The organism is Brucella anthropi ATCC 49188, assembly GCF_000017405.1.
GTDB lineage: Bacteria > Pseudomonadota > Alphaproteobacteria > Rhizobiales > Rhizobiaceae > Brucella > Brucella anthropi.
Genome location: NC_009668.1, coordinates 1,868,859 through 1,883,073, shown reverse-complemented (window position 1 = coordinate 1,883,073; position 14,215 = coordinate 1,868,859). Strand labels below are relative to the sequence as shown.

Genomic DNA, 14,215 nt, shown 5'->3' with positions numbered 1-14,215 from the left:
TTTTGAGCAGAAAACTGCGCAAAAACCTCTTGTCAAACATGGCGAAGAAGCCGCGAGAATAAGGTGCTCGCGGCTTTTTTGTGGCAAAAATGTGGTTTATGGCATGATCCCGAAAAGTGAACTTCCGGTTTTCGGGATCATGCTCAGAAAAAATCAGAGCGTTGCGAGACGTTCGGTCAGCAGGCTGAAGAAGCCGTCTGCATCCACATCCTTGATGAAGAGCGCGTTCTTCGGACGGTCGGTCACTTCCCACCAGTCGACGACCGTTTCGCCGATCGTCAGTTCCGAATTGATTTCGATTTCCACATTGCACTCGCGTCCGGAATAGAGTTCCGGCTTGATGAGATAGGCGATGACGTTTGGATCGTGCAGCGGGCCGCCGTCGGTGCCGTATTTGGCTTCGTCATAGCGCTCGAAGAATTCGAGCCATGCGGCGACTACTTCGCCAACATGGGTGCCGATGCCGCGAATGGCGGCGATGCGCTTTTCGGTGGTCAGAACCTTGTGTGTCACATCGAGCGGCATCATGGTGATCTTGATGCCGGATTTGAACACGACCGCAGCGGCGTGCGGATCGACATAGATGTTGAATTCCGCCGACGGTGTGATGTTGCCGCCCTCGAAATAGCCGCCGCCCATCAGCACGATTTCCTTGACGCGCTCAGCAATCTTCGGCTCGCGGATCAGTGCGGATGCGATGTTGGTCAGCGGTCCGAGCGGGCAAAGCGTGACGGTGCCCGGCTCCTCTTTCATCAGCGTTTCGATGATGAAATCGACGCCGTGCTGCGCCTGCAGCGGCATGGTCGGCTTGGGCAGGTCGTAACCGTCGAGACCGGTCTTGCCGTGGACGTTTTCAGCCGTCACAAGCGGGCGTACCAGAGGACGGATGGAGCCTGCAAAAACCTTGGTTTCCGGCTTTTTGGCCACTTCACAGATTGTGCGGGCGTTGATTTCGGTGCGCGCCAGCGGGCCGTTGCCTGCCACTGCGGTGATGCCGAGAATGTCGAGTTCCGGGCTTGCCAAGGCCAGAAGAATGGCGACGGCATCGTCCTGACCGGGATCGGTATCGATAATGATTTTACGGGCCATGATGGTTTCCTGATGAGGGGATTTAGAGAGCATTGCGCGCCGCATCGACCGTCTGGTCGACAAGTGCGTCGAAGGAGATTTTCGCCGGGCGGCGCATATAGGTGACGATGTCGTCGGCCAGCAGCGGCTTCGACCACCGTTCGGCGATGATGCCGGACCCGCGCTGGATGGCGATCATGCTCAGAATCTGGGCGGCGTTGCAGTCTACGTCGTGGCCGATGCCGCAGACGATTTCGAGCGTGCGGTCGAAATCGCCTTCGCCGAACCACAGTGCAATCACTTGCGCGGCTGCATTCGGATAGACATGAATCCAGTTATATTCGGCATATTCCGCATCGCATTTCGCCCATGCGTCCTGCCAGTTGCCGGCAGAACGGCAGGCATCGAGCGCGAAGGCCAGAACCGCACCATATTCGGTTTCGGTCGGGAAAAGCGCTGCCGTCGAGACCAGCAATTCGCGCGTGTCGCCAATTGCAAAGGCGCGCGCCGCCATGACAGCATTGAAGACTTCGCCCAAAATACCGTTTCCGGCATGGGAGATTTCCGCGTCCATCCATGCGAGGCGGGCAGCTTCGCGAGCGCGACCCGGCACGACCATGCCGCAGATTGTGCCGCGCATCTGTGCGCCGATCCATTCATCGAACGGATTGTCGGACGTGCCGGTTTCGGGCGCGATGAGGCCGCGCCGCATATTGGAAAGCGCGATCGCCTCCGCCGACCAGCCAAGCGGGATCAGCGAGGTCCAGCGCTCGGCAATGTCCGCGCTGGTCACGGCAGAACCCTTGTCGCCGAAGGCTTCGAGAAATGCGATCTCGAAGGTGATGTCGTCATTATAGGTGTTTGGCTCGCGCACATAATCGCGGATCGGTCCGAAGACCTCGGCGATGTTTTCTGCCGTATAACCTTCGAGCGCCGTACCAGCCGCAGCTCCGACAAGCTGCGCCATCCAGGCGGCTGCGGTGCGGTCGCGGAAATCATCGGACTGGACGGCATAGAGCACATCGTCAGGCCATTGAACGGCGGCGTCGAATTCGTCCCACGATCCGTAACGCACAGTCTTTTGCGACGGATGGTTCGGATCGGGCCGTGCCGCGCGCATCAGGACACGCAGGCGCATGTCGATGCGATACAGTGTTTCAAAGTCACCGCGCTCAAGTGCGGTCAGCCCGTCGCGAAGAAGCTCCTCATAGGGAGCAAGAACGAAGCCCTTGTTTTCCAGCGATTGCAGCGCACCGGCCATTAGGCATTCAGGTGCTGCCGATCCCGGCACGTTGCTTTTCCAGAACATGGCCATGAGATCGTCCTGCGCCTTCATGACGGCGCTTGCATCCCAGGTCTGTTCTTCCGCTGTGCGCACCACCGGTTTCGTGTCGCGCAGCAGATCGCGGGTCAATTCCCAAGCTTTCATTTCATTCTCATTCTTATGCATTTCAGGAGTTTTTCAGTTGCTTTGCGCGCCGCTGACGGCGTGCCGCGTGGATCGTCAGCACAACGACCGGGACGAGATAAGGGATCATCTGCATCAGTTCGAACGGCAGGCCGAGGCTCTGAAGCGTGATGGCGAAAGATTCAGCCGCCGCGAGAACCAGGCTTGCCACAAGCGTGCCCCATGCGGTTCCTTGCCCCATAACTTCGGCTGCAATCGCGATGAAACCGCGACCTGCAGTCATGTTCTGGGCAAACCATGTGACATAGCCGAGCGACAGATAGGCACCGGCTGCACCGCCGAAGAGACCGGACAGGACAAGCGCCATCATCTGCACCCGGCCTGTATGGATACCGGCGGCACGCGCCGATTTGGGATCAACGCCGGTGGCGCGCAGATGCAGGCCGAAGCGTGTGCGCATCATCAGGAGGCTGACCGCCGGGACAGCGAGAAGGGCGGCAAAGGTCAATATGTGGATATTGCCGATGAAAGGCACGGGAAGGCTTGGCAGAGCGCCGCTTTTCAACGCGCCCGACATGCCCTTGTCGCCCGTTGCAAGAAAAAGCCCGAGCGTCGTTGCCGCTGCAGCCGCGATGTTGAGTGCAATGCCGGTCATGATGAGATCAGTGCCAAGCCGGTTGACCGAAAGCGACATCAGCCAGCCGAGAGCTGCACCTGTGATGAGCGCGGCCAGCAGGCCGACAGCCGGGCTGCCGGTAGCGGCACTGGCCAGAACGGCAATGAGCGCCGCCGACAACATCATCCCTTCCATGCCGATATTGAGGACGCCTGCCCGGTCGGAAATCATCACGCCGAGTGCTGCCAGCAGCAAAGGTGTTGCCACGCGCAGGATGGTGCCGATGAAGGATGGGTCGAGAATTTGTGCGAGAACCATGCTCATGGTTGTACTCCGGCCTGCACTACCGCTTGTTCTCCTTCGCGATTGCGAAGGTTGCGGATCAGCCGCAATACGGTCGGATGATTGTGAATGACGCTTGCCGTCGCGCCCACCATGATGGCGGCGGTCACAAGCCCCACCACTTCGGTCGGGATGTTCATGTTGCGGGCCAGAAGATCGCCGCCGATCTGCACGAAGCCAAGGAAAAGTGCGGACGGAATAAGCAGGAACGGATTTTCGCGTGCCAGAATGGCGACGACAAGGCCGGTCCAGCCATAGCCGGGCAGATCGAGCCAGGCAAAGCGGGCGTGAAGGCCGAGCACTTCCAGCGCACCGGCCATGCCCGCCACCAGTCCTCCGACAATCTGGGCACGCATGATGATGCCCTTGAGCGGCAGGCCAAGATGATTGGCAAAGCCAGGACTGGAGCCTGCGATACGGATATTGAGACCCGAGCGCGTCCAGTAAAGCCAGATGCCGCCAGCGATACAGGCCAGAATGGCAATGATCGAACCGCTGTTGAGACGCGTACCGGCGAGCAGACGGTCAAGCTTGGCATCCGGCGGAATCCTGAGCGACATCATTCCGCCCGCAGCCGGGTCGCGGATGACATAGTTGAGGACGAACAGGCCGAGAAACAGGAAGGCATAGTTCAGGACGAGCGACGTCACCATTTCCGATGCGCCGAAACGCAGCCGCAGCGCTGCCGGGATGGTGCAAGCGAAACTGCCCGCAACCGCACCGCACAAAATGGCGACCGGCAGCGAGAACCAGCCGAGCGAAGGGAGCAGAACAGCGCCCGCCACAGCGCCGAGCGCGCCGAGGAAGAAGCCGCTTTCCGCGCCGAGATTGAACAGGCCGGAGCGGAACATGATGGTGATCGCAAGGCCGGTCAGCATGATCGGCGTTGCCGCTTCCACCACATTGCCCATATGGCGAATGCTGCCGAATGGTCCGAGGAAAAACGTCTTGAGAACCCCGATGGGATTGTCCTGCATCAGCGCCAGCGGCACCAGAAGCACCGCCATGATGACGGCGATGACAAGCACGGTCAGGAAGAATGGAATGAGATAGGAAATCAGTCTGCGCATTACGCTGCAACTCTCTGCTTGAGCATGATCTCATCCAAAAACCACGTTACACTTTTTGGGATCATGCTCGTGTCCCCAGCATATAAGGTCCAAGGACAGCCGGTGTGATGTCTGGTCCGTTTTCCAGAACGGCAACGATACGTCCGTTGAAGAGAACGACGATGCGGTCGCTCAGGCGCAGCAATTCATCGAGATCGGCGCTGACGAGCAGCACGGCGCAGCCGCCCTGCGCCACTTCGTCGATGCGGCGGTGCAGGAAGGCTGCCGCCGAAACGTCGATGCCGCGTGTTGGCTGGTCGGCGATCAGGAATTTCGGATTGGTGGCAAGTTCGCGCGCGGCGATGAGCTTTTGCGCATTGCCGCCGGAAAGGGAATCGAGCCGTTCGGTGATTGCGCCTGCGCGCACCGAATATTGCTTTATCATTCCGCTGACACGGGCCTTGATCGCATTCCAGCGCAGGAACGGCCCCCAGAAGATCTGCTTGTCGGCGGTAATCGATCCAGTTCCGGCGATCGCGTTTTCGGCGAGAGACAGGCCGGGTGCGCCACCTTGCGAAAAGCGGTCGGCTGGCAGATGAGCGAGACCTTGTCTGCGCCAGCTTGCCGTGTCGGCGCGCAGCATATCCTCACCGTTGAGGCTGATCGTGCCGCTGGCCGCTTCGGCAAGGCCGGAAAGCACCGATACGAGGCCGCGCTGGCCGCTGCCATCGACACCGGCGACGCCGACGATCTCGCCTGCACCGACGGTCAGGTTCACATCCTTGATGCGGTCTGCCGGGTCGGCTGCTTTTGTCGTAACGCCCTTCATGTCGAGAACGGTTTTCATTGTGCCGTGCTTGTGGGCGCGTTGCGGAATGTCGACCGCATGGCCCATCACCATCTGCATGATGGCATCGTCCGGCACGTCGGCAAGCTTTTCCGTGCCCGCAACCGCGCCTGCACGCAATACGGTCACGCTTTCAGCCAGTTCGCGCACTTCGTTCAGCTTGTGGGAAATGAAGAGGATGGTAATGCCTTCGTCGCGCAGCGCCTTCAGCTTGCGCATCAGCTCCTCGATCTCCGGCGGAGAGAGAACAGCGGTCGGCTCGTCGAGGATCAGGAGCCTCGTGCGGCGCGCCAGCGCTTTCAGGATTTCAACCTTCTGCTGGGCGGCGACGGAAAGTGCGCCCGTGATCGCTTCGGGGTCAGCGTGCAGATCATATTGCTGCATCAGCGCTTCGACCATTTTGCGCGCGCTCACACGGTCGATCAGCCCTGCCTTCACCGGCTCATGGCCGAGAATGATGTTTTCGGTAACTGTCAGGGTCGGCACGAGCGAGAAATGCTGGTGCACCATGCCAATGCCCTTGGCCGCGGCATCTTCCGGCGACCAGGACGCAATGTGCTGTCCATCGACGATGATTTCGCCTGCCGTGGCATTTTCGATGCCGAACAGGATTTTCATGAGCGTGGATTTGCCCGCACCGTTCTCGCCGCAAATGGCGTGGATGGAGCCTGCGCGGATCGAAAAAGACACGTCGCGAAGCGCTTGCGTGCCGTTCGGATAGACCTTGCTCACATCGCGGAAGGCGACGATTGGGCGGAAGGCGACGATAGCATCGCCGCCTTCAATATTTTCAGCTGGATTTTCCACGATCAGGGACGAACCTTGTTGCGGATCGCGTTAAGATCCTCGGTGCTCATGCCGAATGCGGTCGGAACCGTGATCTTGCCTTCGGAAATCTCGTCGGAAGCCTTCTTGATGGCATCCTTCATTTCCTGCGTGGCCATGGAAGCCATGTTGCCGTCCTGCACGATGCCGACAGCGCCTTCCTTGAGGCCAAGCGCTTCCGCCTTGCCGAACGGCAGGTCGCCTGCCTTGAAACGTTCATAAGCTTGCAGAAGGCTGACATCGACATTCTTCAGAACGGAGCTGACAACCTGCTTGGCGATAGCCGGATCGCTGTCCTTGAAGATCGCTTCCTGATCGGAATCGACGCCCAGAACATATTTACCGGTTTCCTTGGCAGCCGAAAGCTGGCCGAGGCCGGTCTGCGAGGCGACGACGAAGCCGAGCGACACGTCGGAGCGATATTGCGCGAGACCGAGTTCCTTGCCCTTTGCGGCATCCATGAAGGAACCGGCATAGGAAATCGCGATCTTGGCATCAGGCATCACGGACTGCGCACCGGCAATGTAGCCGACGAGGAAGTCGTTGATGACCGGAATGTCCATGCCGCCGAGGAAGCCGAGATTCTTGCCGGTATCGCCGAGCTTGCCTTCCTTCAGGAGCGAAGCTGCCAGCATGCCGCCGAGATAAGAACCTTCGTTTTGCTTGTACTGGATGGAATAGACGTTGTCGTAGCCGCCTTCTTCATAAGGCACACTTGCATCATAGAGGATATATTTCTTGTCCGGATATTGCTGTGCGACCGAGCCAACGGTTTCCGACATCTGGTAGGTGCCGCCGATGATCAGGTCCCAGTCCTGTTCGGACGCATCGAGGAACACCGGCTCCCATTTCGTCGGATCGTCGCCGATTTCGAGAATCTTGGTCTCGACGTCGTCGCCATACTTGTCCTTGATCATCTTCATGCCCTTGGCAGCGCTGTCGAAGAACGACTTGTCGCCGAGCGCGCCATTGATGATGAGCAGGATCTTGTCCTGAGCCTGTGCTGCCGTGGTGGCAAACGTGCCCATCGCCGTCGATGCGGCGAGAGCAAAGGCAAGGTGGATTATTCCCCGTCTGGTGGATTTGATCACAACAGAACTCCAATACTGTAGCGTTATAGAGATGGATTTTCTGCTTTGGATAATTTGCCTCCGCCCACAGAACCCCCACACCTGACAGCGATCAAACGCTGACGGCGTGTGTGAGTCAATCGCCAAACTTTTTGCCCGCTGTGGACAAAGCAAGTCTGTTGCGCGCAACGGGGCTAAAGCTTTCGATTATTTCAACAAAGCCTGATTTGGATGCCGTAGTGTCGGGTCGAATGGATTGAGCTTTTGCGAGATGATCGCCGCTTCCTTGCGCAGCAGTTCCGTCACCGTCTGCTGGCGCTTTTCGGTGAGGCGCGCGGCAAGCGTGCCGATGCTGAGCGCTGCCACGGCTTCACCGTCGCCGTTCAAAATTGGTACGCCGAGACCCGCCATACCGTCGATCATGTTGAAGTTGAAGGTTGCCGCACCGCTCTTGCGCACTTCCTCGATCATGATGCGCAGGTCGACCTCGTCCACTGACGATTTGTCCAGAATGCGGGGCATGTTGAAGCGTATGATCGCCTCGCGCTCTTCTTCAGGCAGGAAGGAGAGGATGGCGAGGCTGCCCTGACCGATGCCGAGTGGCACTTTGCCGCCAATATCACCGGTAAAGGAGCGGATGGGAAACGGGCCTTCCACACGGTCGAGGCAGACCGCATCGAAGTTGCTGCGCACCAGCAGGAAGACCGTATCGTTGAACGTGGTCGAAAGCCGCAGCAGTGACGGGCGCGCAATGTTCAATATGCCGTCGCGCTGGCGCGCCTGCGCCGCCATTGCGAAAAACTCCAGCGACAGGCGATAGGCCTTCTTGTCGGGAAGCTGTTCGACAAGATTTTCCGCAATCAGCGTCTTCAGCAGGCGATGGGTCGATGGCTGGCTGAGTTCGAGGTCCCGCGCCAGATCGATCAGCCGCACGCCATCCTCGGTGCTGGATGCCAGACCTTTCAAAATATGGATTGCCTTCACCAAACTTGAGTTAAGTGCGGCGCCGGATTTCGGATTCTCAGATATATCATCCATAAGATTGCTTCCAAATTCTGTATTTTGAAAGAAATATATAATTTCTTCCGAATATGGAAATTATAATTTGCATTCCTGCGGGATTTTCCGCCAACTGGAACCGTCGCCAATGGGAAGGTCCGGCAAGGTATTGCAACCAATGCTGTAAGCGGGTCGGCGGTTTTAACTCGACGCAATGGGGAACGCTGCGGCTGCGTTAGCGGCTGGATAATCACGCGTTCAAAAGACCCAAGGTCCGGTCAGCGCAGAAAATGCGCGATCAAGCCGCTCCCGCCAGCCAGCCCCGATGAAGAGGCGACGTGAGACAATATCACGGCGTTTCTGCTCCCTGTCATTCAGGGGGAGATTGGGCCGAGAGGGAGATGCAATGAGCTTTTTGACCCTTTCCGGAATTTCCCGCCACTACGGCAAGTTCGCGGCTGTCGACAATTTCAACTTGGCGATTGAAAAGGGCGAGTTCATTTCGCTTCTCGGTCCTTCCGGCTGCGGCAAGACCACGACCTTGCAGATGATCGCCGGGCTGGTGACGCCGACGGCAGGTTCCATCACGCTTGACGGACGTGAAATCACGCGCCTTGCTCCGGCCAAGCGCGAACTCGGCGTTGTCTTCCAGAGCTATGCGCTGTTTCCACATATGACGGTTGCGCAGAATGTGAGCTTCGGCCTTGAAATGCGCAAAGTGCCAAAGGCAGAGCGCGAAAAGCGCGTTCGCGACGTGCTGGAACTGGTGCATCTCAGCGCACTTGCCGATCGTTATCCGCGTGAAATGTCGGGCGGTCAGCGCCAGCGTGTGGCCATTGCCCGTGCGTTGGTCATCAATCCGCCGGTCTTGCTGCTCGACGAGCCGCTTTCCAATCTGGATGCGCAGCTGCGTGAAGAAATGCAGTTCGAGCTGCGTCGCATCCAGCGTACTGTCGGCATTACCACCATCATGGTGACGCATGATCAGGCCGAAGCGCTTTCGATCAGCGATCGCATCGTGGTTATGGAAAAGGGCGTCATCACGCAGGTCGATGCGCCCTACAAGCTCTATGAGCATCCGCATAACCACTTCATTTCCAACTTCGTCGGCAAGTCGAACTTCCTGAAGGCGCGCGCTGAAGGCGATATGATCGCGCTGGCCGAAACGACAATCCGCTTCCCTGCAAATGGCAAACAGGTTTCCGGCGAGCTTTCTGTCTTCATCCGTCCTGAAAAGGTGCAGCTCGTTGCAGCGGGTGAGGGGCATGTCGCCGGTGAAGTGACGACGCGCTACTTCATGGGTGCGCAGTGGCTGCTCGGCGTGACCACGCCTGCGGGCCAGCTTTCGGTGGCCCTGCCCAATCTTGGCAACCCACCGCCATCGGAAGGCACATCGGTCGGCCTCAGCTGGAACCATGAGGATTGCCGTATCCTCACCGCAGGGGTGAACTGAACATGTCGGTCGTCACCTCACAGGATACATCCGCCGCGCCCAAAGGGCAGCGCGATCTGACGCCGCTCTTTCTGGTCGGGCCGTCGACGCTTCTGTTCTTCGCGCTGGTGCTGTTGCCGCTCGGTCTCACCGTGCTGCTTTCATTCAACAGCTACAGCTATGACAAAGGCATCGAGAACGTCTACACGCTTGCCAATTATACGCAGGTTCTCAAAGACCCCTATTACCTCTCGATCTTCTGGCGCACGCTCAAGCTGGCGCTGATCACAACCGTCATCACGGTGCTGATCGGTGTGCCCGAGGCCTATATTCTTTCCAATATGCGCAAGCCATGGCGCTCGATCTTCCTTTTGGTCATCATCGGCCCGCTTCTGGTTTCGGTCGTGGTCCGCACATTTGGCTGGAGCATGTTGCTGGGGCGCAATGGCCTCGTGAACAGCGCGCTCGACATGGTGGGCCTGCCGACGACGCAAATCCTCTACAGCGAGACAGCCATCGTCATCGGTCTGGTGCATATCATGCTGCCATTCATGGTGATCCCGGTCTGGACCGTGCTGCAAAAGCTCGATCCGTCGGTGGAAGCCGCAGCGCTGACGCTCGGCGCATCGCGCCTGACAGCACTTCGCCGTGTGGTGTTTCCGCAGGCAGTGCTTGGCATCCTGTCGGGCAGCCTCATCGTGTTTGCGCTTTCGGCCAGCTCCTTTGCCATTCCGGGCCTGCTCGGCGGGCGTCGTCTCAAGATGGCGGCAACGGTTGTCTATGACGAGTTCCTGATCGAGCTGAACTGGCCGCTGGGTGCTGCCATCGCCATCATCGTTCTGGTCGCCAATCTCGTGATCATGATTGCCTATAATCGCATGCTCGAAGGGCAAGCGAGAAAGAAGCTGGGGTAACCGCCATGACAAAGAACGGTCCTTTCGCTCTTTTCTTCCACACGCTGATCGTCATCTTCATGCTGGCGCCGATGGTTGTGGTGTGTCTGGTGGCCTTCACGCCGGAAAACACGCTGACAATGCCGTGGAACGGCCTTTCACTGCGCTGGTTCGCTGCCGTGTTTGCGCACAATGATTTCATGACTTCGTTCTATAACAGTGTGCAGCTCGCCTTCTTCTCGGCATCCATTTCGACGCTTCTGGCCGTGCCATCGGGGCTCGCGATTGCGCAGTATAATTTCCGTGGTCGCGATGCGTTGAACGCGCTTTTCCTGTCGCCGCTCATCATTCCGCATCTGGTTCTGGGCGTTGCATTCCTGCGCCTGTTCTCGCTGATGGGCTTTACCGGTTCCTTCGTCTGGCTGGTTGCGGCACATTCGATTGTCGTCACGCCCTATGCGCTGCGCCTTATCCTTGCTTCGCTTGGCAGCATGGATCGCAATGCGGAAAATGCGGCGCGCACGCTGGGCGCCGGTGAATGGACCGTGTTCCGTCGCGTCACCTTGCCATTGCTTGTGCCGGGTCTGTCGGGCGGCTGGCTGCTTGCCTTCATCAATTCGTTCGACGAACTCACCATGTCGATCTTCGTGACCTCGCCGTCCACGGTCACGCTGCCGGTCCGCATGTATATGTATGCCAGCGAATCCATCGACCCGATGATGGCAGCGGTTTCGGCCCTGATGATCCTCGTCGCCACCGTGACCATGATTATCATCGATCGCATGTTCGGCCTCGACCGGCTGCTGGTGGGCAAGGGCTGAGCAGGCAGATCATGACGATCCCGGTTTCCCCTTCAGCGGCTCAGTTCCGCAGACGGTATCGGCTGACTGAGCAGCCGATCAGCTTCGCGCTTGACGGCGTTTCCTTCGAGGGACGCCGTGGCGATACCGTGTTGACCGCCATTCTCTCCGTGCAGGGAAAGCTGCGTCATACCGAATTTACCGGCGAACCGCGGGCGGGCTTCTGCCTGATCGGCGCATGTCAGGATTGCCACGTCATGACGGCTGAGGGCCACAAGCTTCGTGCCTGCACCACGCTTCTGGAAGACGGCATGGCCTTTGTGACGGAGCCCGCGATATGAGTGCGGTTCCCAATCCGGTCATTGTGGGCGCTGGTCCTGCGGGCATTCGCGCCACCGAAACGCTGGTCAAGGCGGGTCTCAAGCCTATCGTGCTCGACGAAGGTTTTCGTTCCGGTGGTCAGATCTATCGTCGCCCGCCGCTCGATGACGGGCGCAGCTATCGAAGCCGTTACGGGTCGGAAGCGCATAAGGCCGAAGCGCTGCACAAGACATTCGACGCGTTGCGTAGCGTAATCGACTATCGTCCGGAAACACTGGTCTGGAATATCACGCGCGGTGAGGGTGATCGTCTCGATCTCCTGACCAAGGGTGTGCATAGTCAGCTGCCTTACAGCCATCTCATTCTGGCGACGGGTGCGACTGATCGGGTTCTGCCGTTCAAAGCCTGGACCAAGCCCGGCGTCTATACGCTTGGTGCATCACAGACCGCACTCAAGGCGCAAGGCTGCACGGTTGGCGAACGCGTGGTGTTCATGGGTTCGGGGCCGCTGCTTTATCTGGTCGCCTGGCAATATCATCATGCCGGTGCGAAGGTTGCAGCCGTGCTCGACACAGCGCCCTTCGCTTCAAAGTTTCATCTGGCACATCTGGCGCTCTATGCACCGCGCATTGTCGCTCTCGGCGCTTATTACGGCCTGCGGCTGAAGCTTGGTGGCGTACCGATCCACTATAATGTGCGACCAGATGAAGTTCTGGGCGAGGGCCATGTCGAAGCCATTCGCTATCGCACGGGCAAGCGTGTTCGCGAGGTTGAATGCGATGCGCTGGCCTATGGTTTTGCGCTGCGTCCTGAAACCCAGCTTGCCGATCTCGCCGGTTGCGAATTCCGCTTTGAAGAACGTGACCGCGCCTGGCTTCCTGCTGCCGACAAGCTCGGCCGTTCAAGCCGCGAAGGTGTTTACGTGGCGGGCGATGGCGCGGGCATCGCGGGTGCGGATGCTGCTGAAATTCGTGGGTCATTGGCCGCGATGGCCTTGCTGCGCGACAGGGGCCTGCCGTTTGACGAAGGCACCGAACGCGGCCTTCTCGCAAAGCTCGATCATATCTATCGCGAGCGCCTGATCGTCGAAAAAGCTTTCCCGTTCCCGCGCGACTGGTTCGATACAATCGCAGGCGATGTCACGCTTTGCCGTTGCGAAGAAATCGCGGTGCGTGATGCCAAGGCGGTTATCGGCAAGGGTGATGTGCGCGAGATCAACCGGCTCAAGGCGCTTACCCGTGTGGGGATGGGGCGCTGTCAGGGGCGCATGTGTACCGCTGCCGCCGCAGAACTTCTGGCGTCGATGCAGGACAAGGCGCCCGAAGAAGCGGGCCGCATCCGCGCCCAGGCACCAGTCAAGCCGATCCCGCTTGGGTTTGGCGCCCCGGCCAGAGAAGGCGCTTCGTCATGACAAAGCATCTTCAGGCCGATGTGGTCATTATTGGCGGCGGGATTGTTGGCGGTTCGGCGGCGCTTTTCATGCGTCAGGCCGGGTTGTCGGTGATTCTGCTCGACAAGGGCTTTTGCGGGGCGCAGGCAAGCGGCGTGAATTACGGTGGCGTTCGCAGGCAGGGTCGGGCGCCGGAACAGCTGCCGCTCGCACAGCGTTCGCACGCATTGTGGGCGCGTCTGCCGGAACTTATCGGCATCGATGGCGAATATATCCGCAGCGGCCATTTGAAGCTTGCCCGCACGGAAGCGCATTTTGCGAAGCTTGAAGCCTATGCGGCTACAGTGCAGCCGCTTGGGCTCGATGTCGAGCTGATCGGTGGCAATGCCGTGCGAGAGCGTTTCCCATGGCTTCCGGGCAACGTCGCGGGCGCTTCGCTCTGCGCGGAAGATGGCCACGCCAATCCGCGTCTGGTCGCGCCTGCCTTTGCCCGCGCAGCACTTGCTGCCGGTGCCACGGTGCTGGAAAACACCCCGGTCATCGAAGCGCGTGAAACCGGCGATGGTTTTGCCATTCTGGCGGGAAACGGCATCGAAATCCGCTCGCGTCTCTTGTTCAATTGCGCCGGTGCATGGTCGGATCAGTTTGCTGCTTCATTTGGCGAGCCGGTGCCGCTCCAGCGCATCTATCCATCGATGGTTGTAACCGAGCCAATGCCGTTTCGCCTGCCGATGAGCCTTGGCGAAGAGGGCGGCGGCTTCTACGGCCGTCAGGTCACGCGCGGCAATTATGTTATGGGTGGCGGACGCGGCACGCCGCTTGAAAACCCGGATTTTTCACGGCCTTCGGTCAATGCGGCTTCATCGGTGATGCTGCGCGCCATCGAACTTTTTCCGCATCTGAAAAACGCCCAGGTTATCCGTTTCTGGTCTGGCACTGAATCGGAAATGCCGGACGACAATCCGGTGATCGGGCCAAGCAGCCGGGTCAAAAACCTCTTTCACGCCTTCGGATTTTGCGGCGCCGGTTTCCAGACCGGTCCGGCTGTGGGTGCCGTTCTTTGCGATCTCGCCGTCAAAGGCGAGACGGAAACACCGATCGATGCATTCCGCATCGACCGGTTCGATAAAAACTCAAACCACAAAGGGGAGTAGC

General features: G+C 59.1%; 13 protein-coding genes. 6 read left to right on the top strand and 7 right to left on the bottom strand.

Annotated features, from left to right (window positions below):
- Positions 1-153: 153 nt before the first annotated feature.
- The 7 genes from OANT_RS22930 to OANT_RS22900 form a co-directional block, all read right to left on the bottom strand.
- Complete coding sequence (locus tag OANT_RS22930; RefSeq protein WP_012093709.1) at positions 154-1,089, bottom strand: nucleoside hydrolase; 936 nt, start codon at positions 1,087-1,089, stop codon at positions 154-156.
- 22 nt (positions 1,090-1,111) lie between these two features.
- Positions 1,112-2,497 (bottom strand): ADP-ribosylglycohydrolase family protein, encoded by a 1,386-nt coding sequence (locus tag OANT_RS22925; protein WP_040128793.1) that lies wholly within the window; start codon positions 2,495-2,497, stop codon positions 1,112-1,114.
- A 22-nt stretch (positions 2,498-2,519) separates the two neighbouring features.
- Complete coding sequence (locus tag OANT_RS22920) at positions 2,520-3,416, bottom strand: ABC transporter permease (RefSeq protein ID WP_012093707.1); 897 nt, start codon at positions 3,414-3,416, stop codon at positions 2,520-2,522.
- Positions 3,413-4,504: an ABC transporter permease gene (locus OANT_RS22915; protein WP_012093706.1), complete on the bottom strand. Its 1,092-nt coding sequence runs from the start codon at positions 4,502-4,504 to the stop codon at positions 3,413-3,415. The genes OANT_RS22920 and OANT_RS22915 overlap by 4 nt, the downstream gene beginning before the upstream one ends.
- A 61-nt stretch (positions 4,505-4,565) precedes the next feature.
- Positions 4,566-6,137 (bottom strand): ABC transporter ATP-binding protein, encoded by a 1,572-nt coding sequence (locus tag OANT_RS22910; protein WP_012093705.1) that lies wholly within the window; start codon positions 6,135-6,137, stop codon positions 4,566-4,568.
- A gap of 2 nt (positions 6,138-6,139) precedes the next feature.
- Positions 6,140-7,246, bottom strand: a complete 1,107-nt coding sequence (locus OANT_RS22905; protein ID WP_010660552.1) for a BMP family ABC transporter substrate-binding protein — start codon at positions 7,244-7,246, stop codon at positions 6,140-6,142.
- 186 nt (positions 7,247-7,432) lie between these two features.
- Positions 7,433-8,263 (bottom strand): IclR family transcriptional regulator, encoded by an 831-nt coding sequence (locus OANT_RS22900; protein ID WP_012093704.1) that lies wholly within the window; start codon positions 8,261-8,263, stop codon positions 7,433-7,435.
- A gap of 367 nt (positions 8,264-8,630) precedes the next feature.
- Here OANT_RS22900 and OANT_RS22895 point away from each other — a divergent pair, with 367 nt between their 5' ends.
- From OANT_RS22895 to OANT_RS22870, 6 genes are read left to right on the top strand one after another with little or no spacing between them, the layout of a single operon-like run.
- A complete protein-coding gene (locus tag OANT_RS22895; RefSeq protein WP_012093703.1) occupies positions 8,631-9,677 on the top strand; it encodes an ABC transporter ATP-binding protein in 1,047 nt (348 codons plus the stop codon).
- A gap of 2 nt (positions 9,678-9,679) precedes the next feature.
- Complete coding sequence (locus OANT_RS22890) at positions 9,680-10,570, top strand: ABC transporter permease (RefSeq protein ID WP_012093702.1); 891 nt, start codon at positions 9,680-9,682, stop codon at positions 10,568-10,570.
- Positions 10,571-10,575: 5 nt separating this feature from the next.
- Positions 10,576-11,370: an ABC transporter permease gene (locus OANT_RS22885; RefSeq protein WP_010660556.1), complete on the top strand. Its 795-nt coding sequence runs from the start codon at positions 10,576-10,578 to the stop codon at positions 11,368-11,370.
- An 11-nt stretch (positions 11,371-11,381) separates the two neighbouring features.
- Positions 11,382-11,690: a (2Fe-2S)-binding protein gene (locus OANT_RS22880; RefSeq protein WP_012093701.1), complete on the top strand. Its 309-nt coding sequence runs from the start codon at positions 11,382-11,384 to the stop codon at positions 11,688-11,690.
- On the top strand, positions 11,687-13,081 hold the full coding sequence (locus OANT_RS22875) for an FAD/NAD(P)-dependent oxidoreductase (protein WP_012093700.1): 1,395 nt from the start codon (positions 11,687-11,689) through the stop codon (positions 13,079-13,081). Before OANT_RS22880 ends, OANT_RS22875 begins: the two co-directional genes overlap by 4 nt.
- On the top strand, positions 13,078-14,214 hold the full coding sequence (locus OANT_RS22870; protein ID WP_012093699.1) for an NAD(P)/FAD-dependent oxidoreductase: 1,137 nt from the start codon (positions 13,078-13,080) through the stop codon (positions 14,212-14,214). Before OANT_RS22875 ends, OANT_RS22870 begins: the two co-directional genes overlap by 4 nt.
- The last annotated feature ends 1 nt before the right edge of the window (position 14,215 follow it).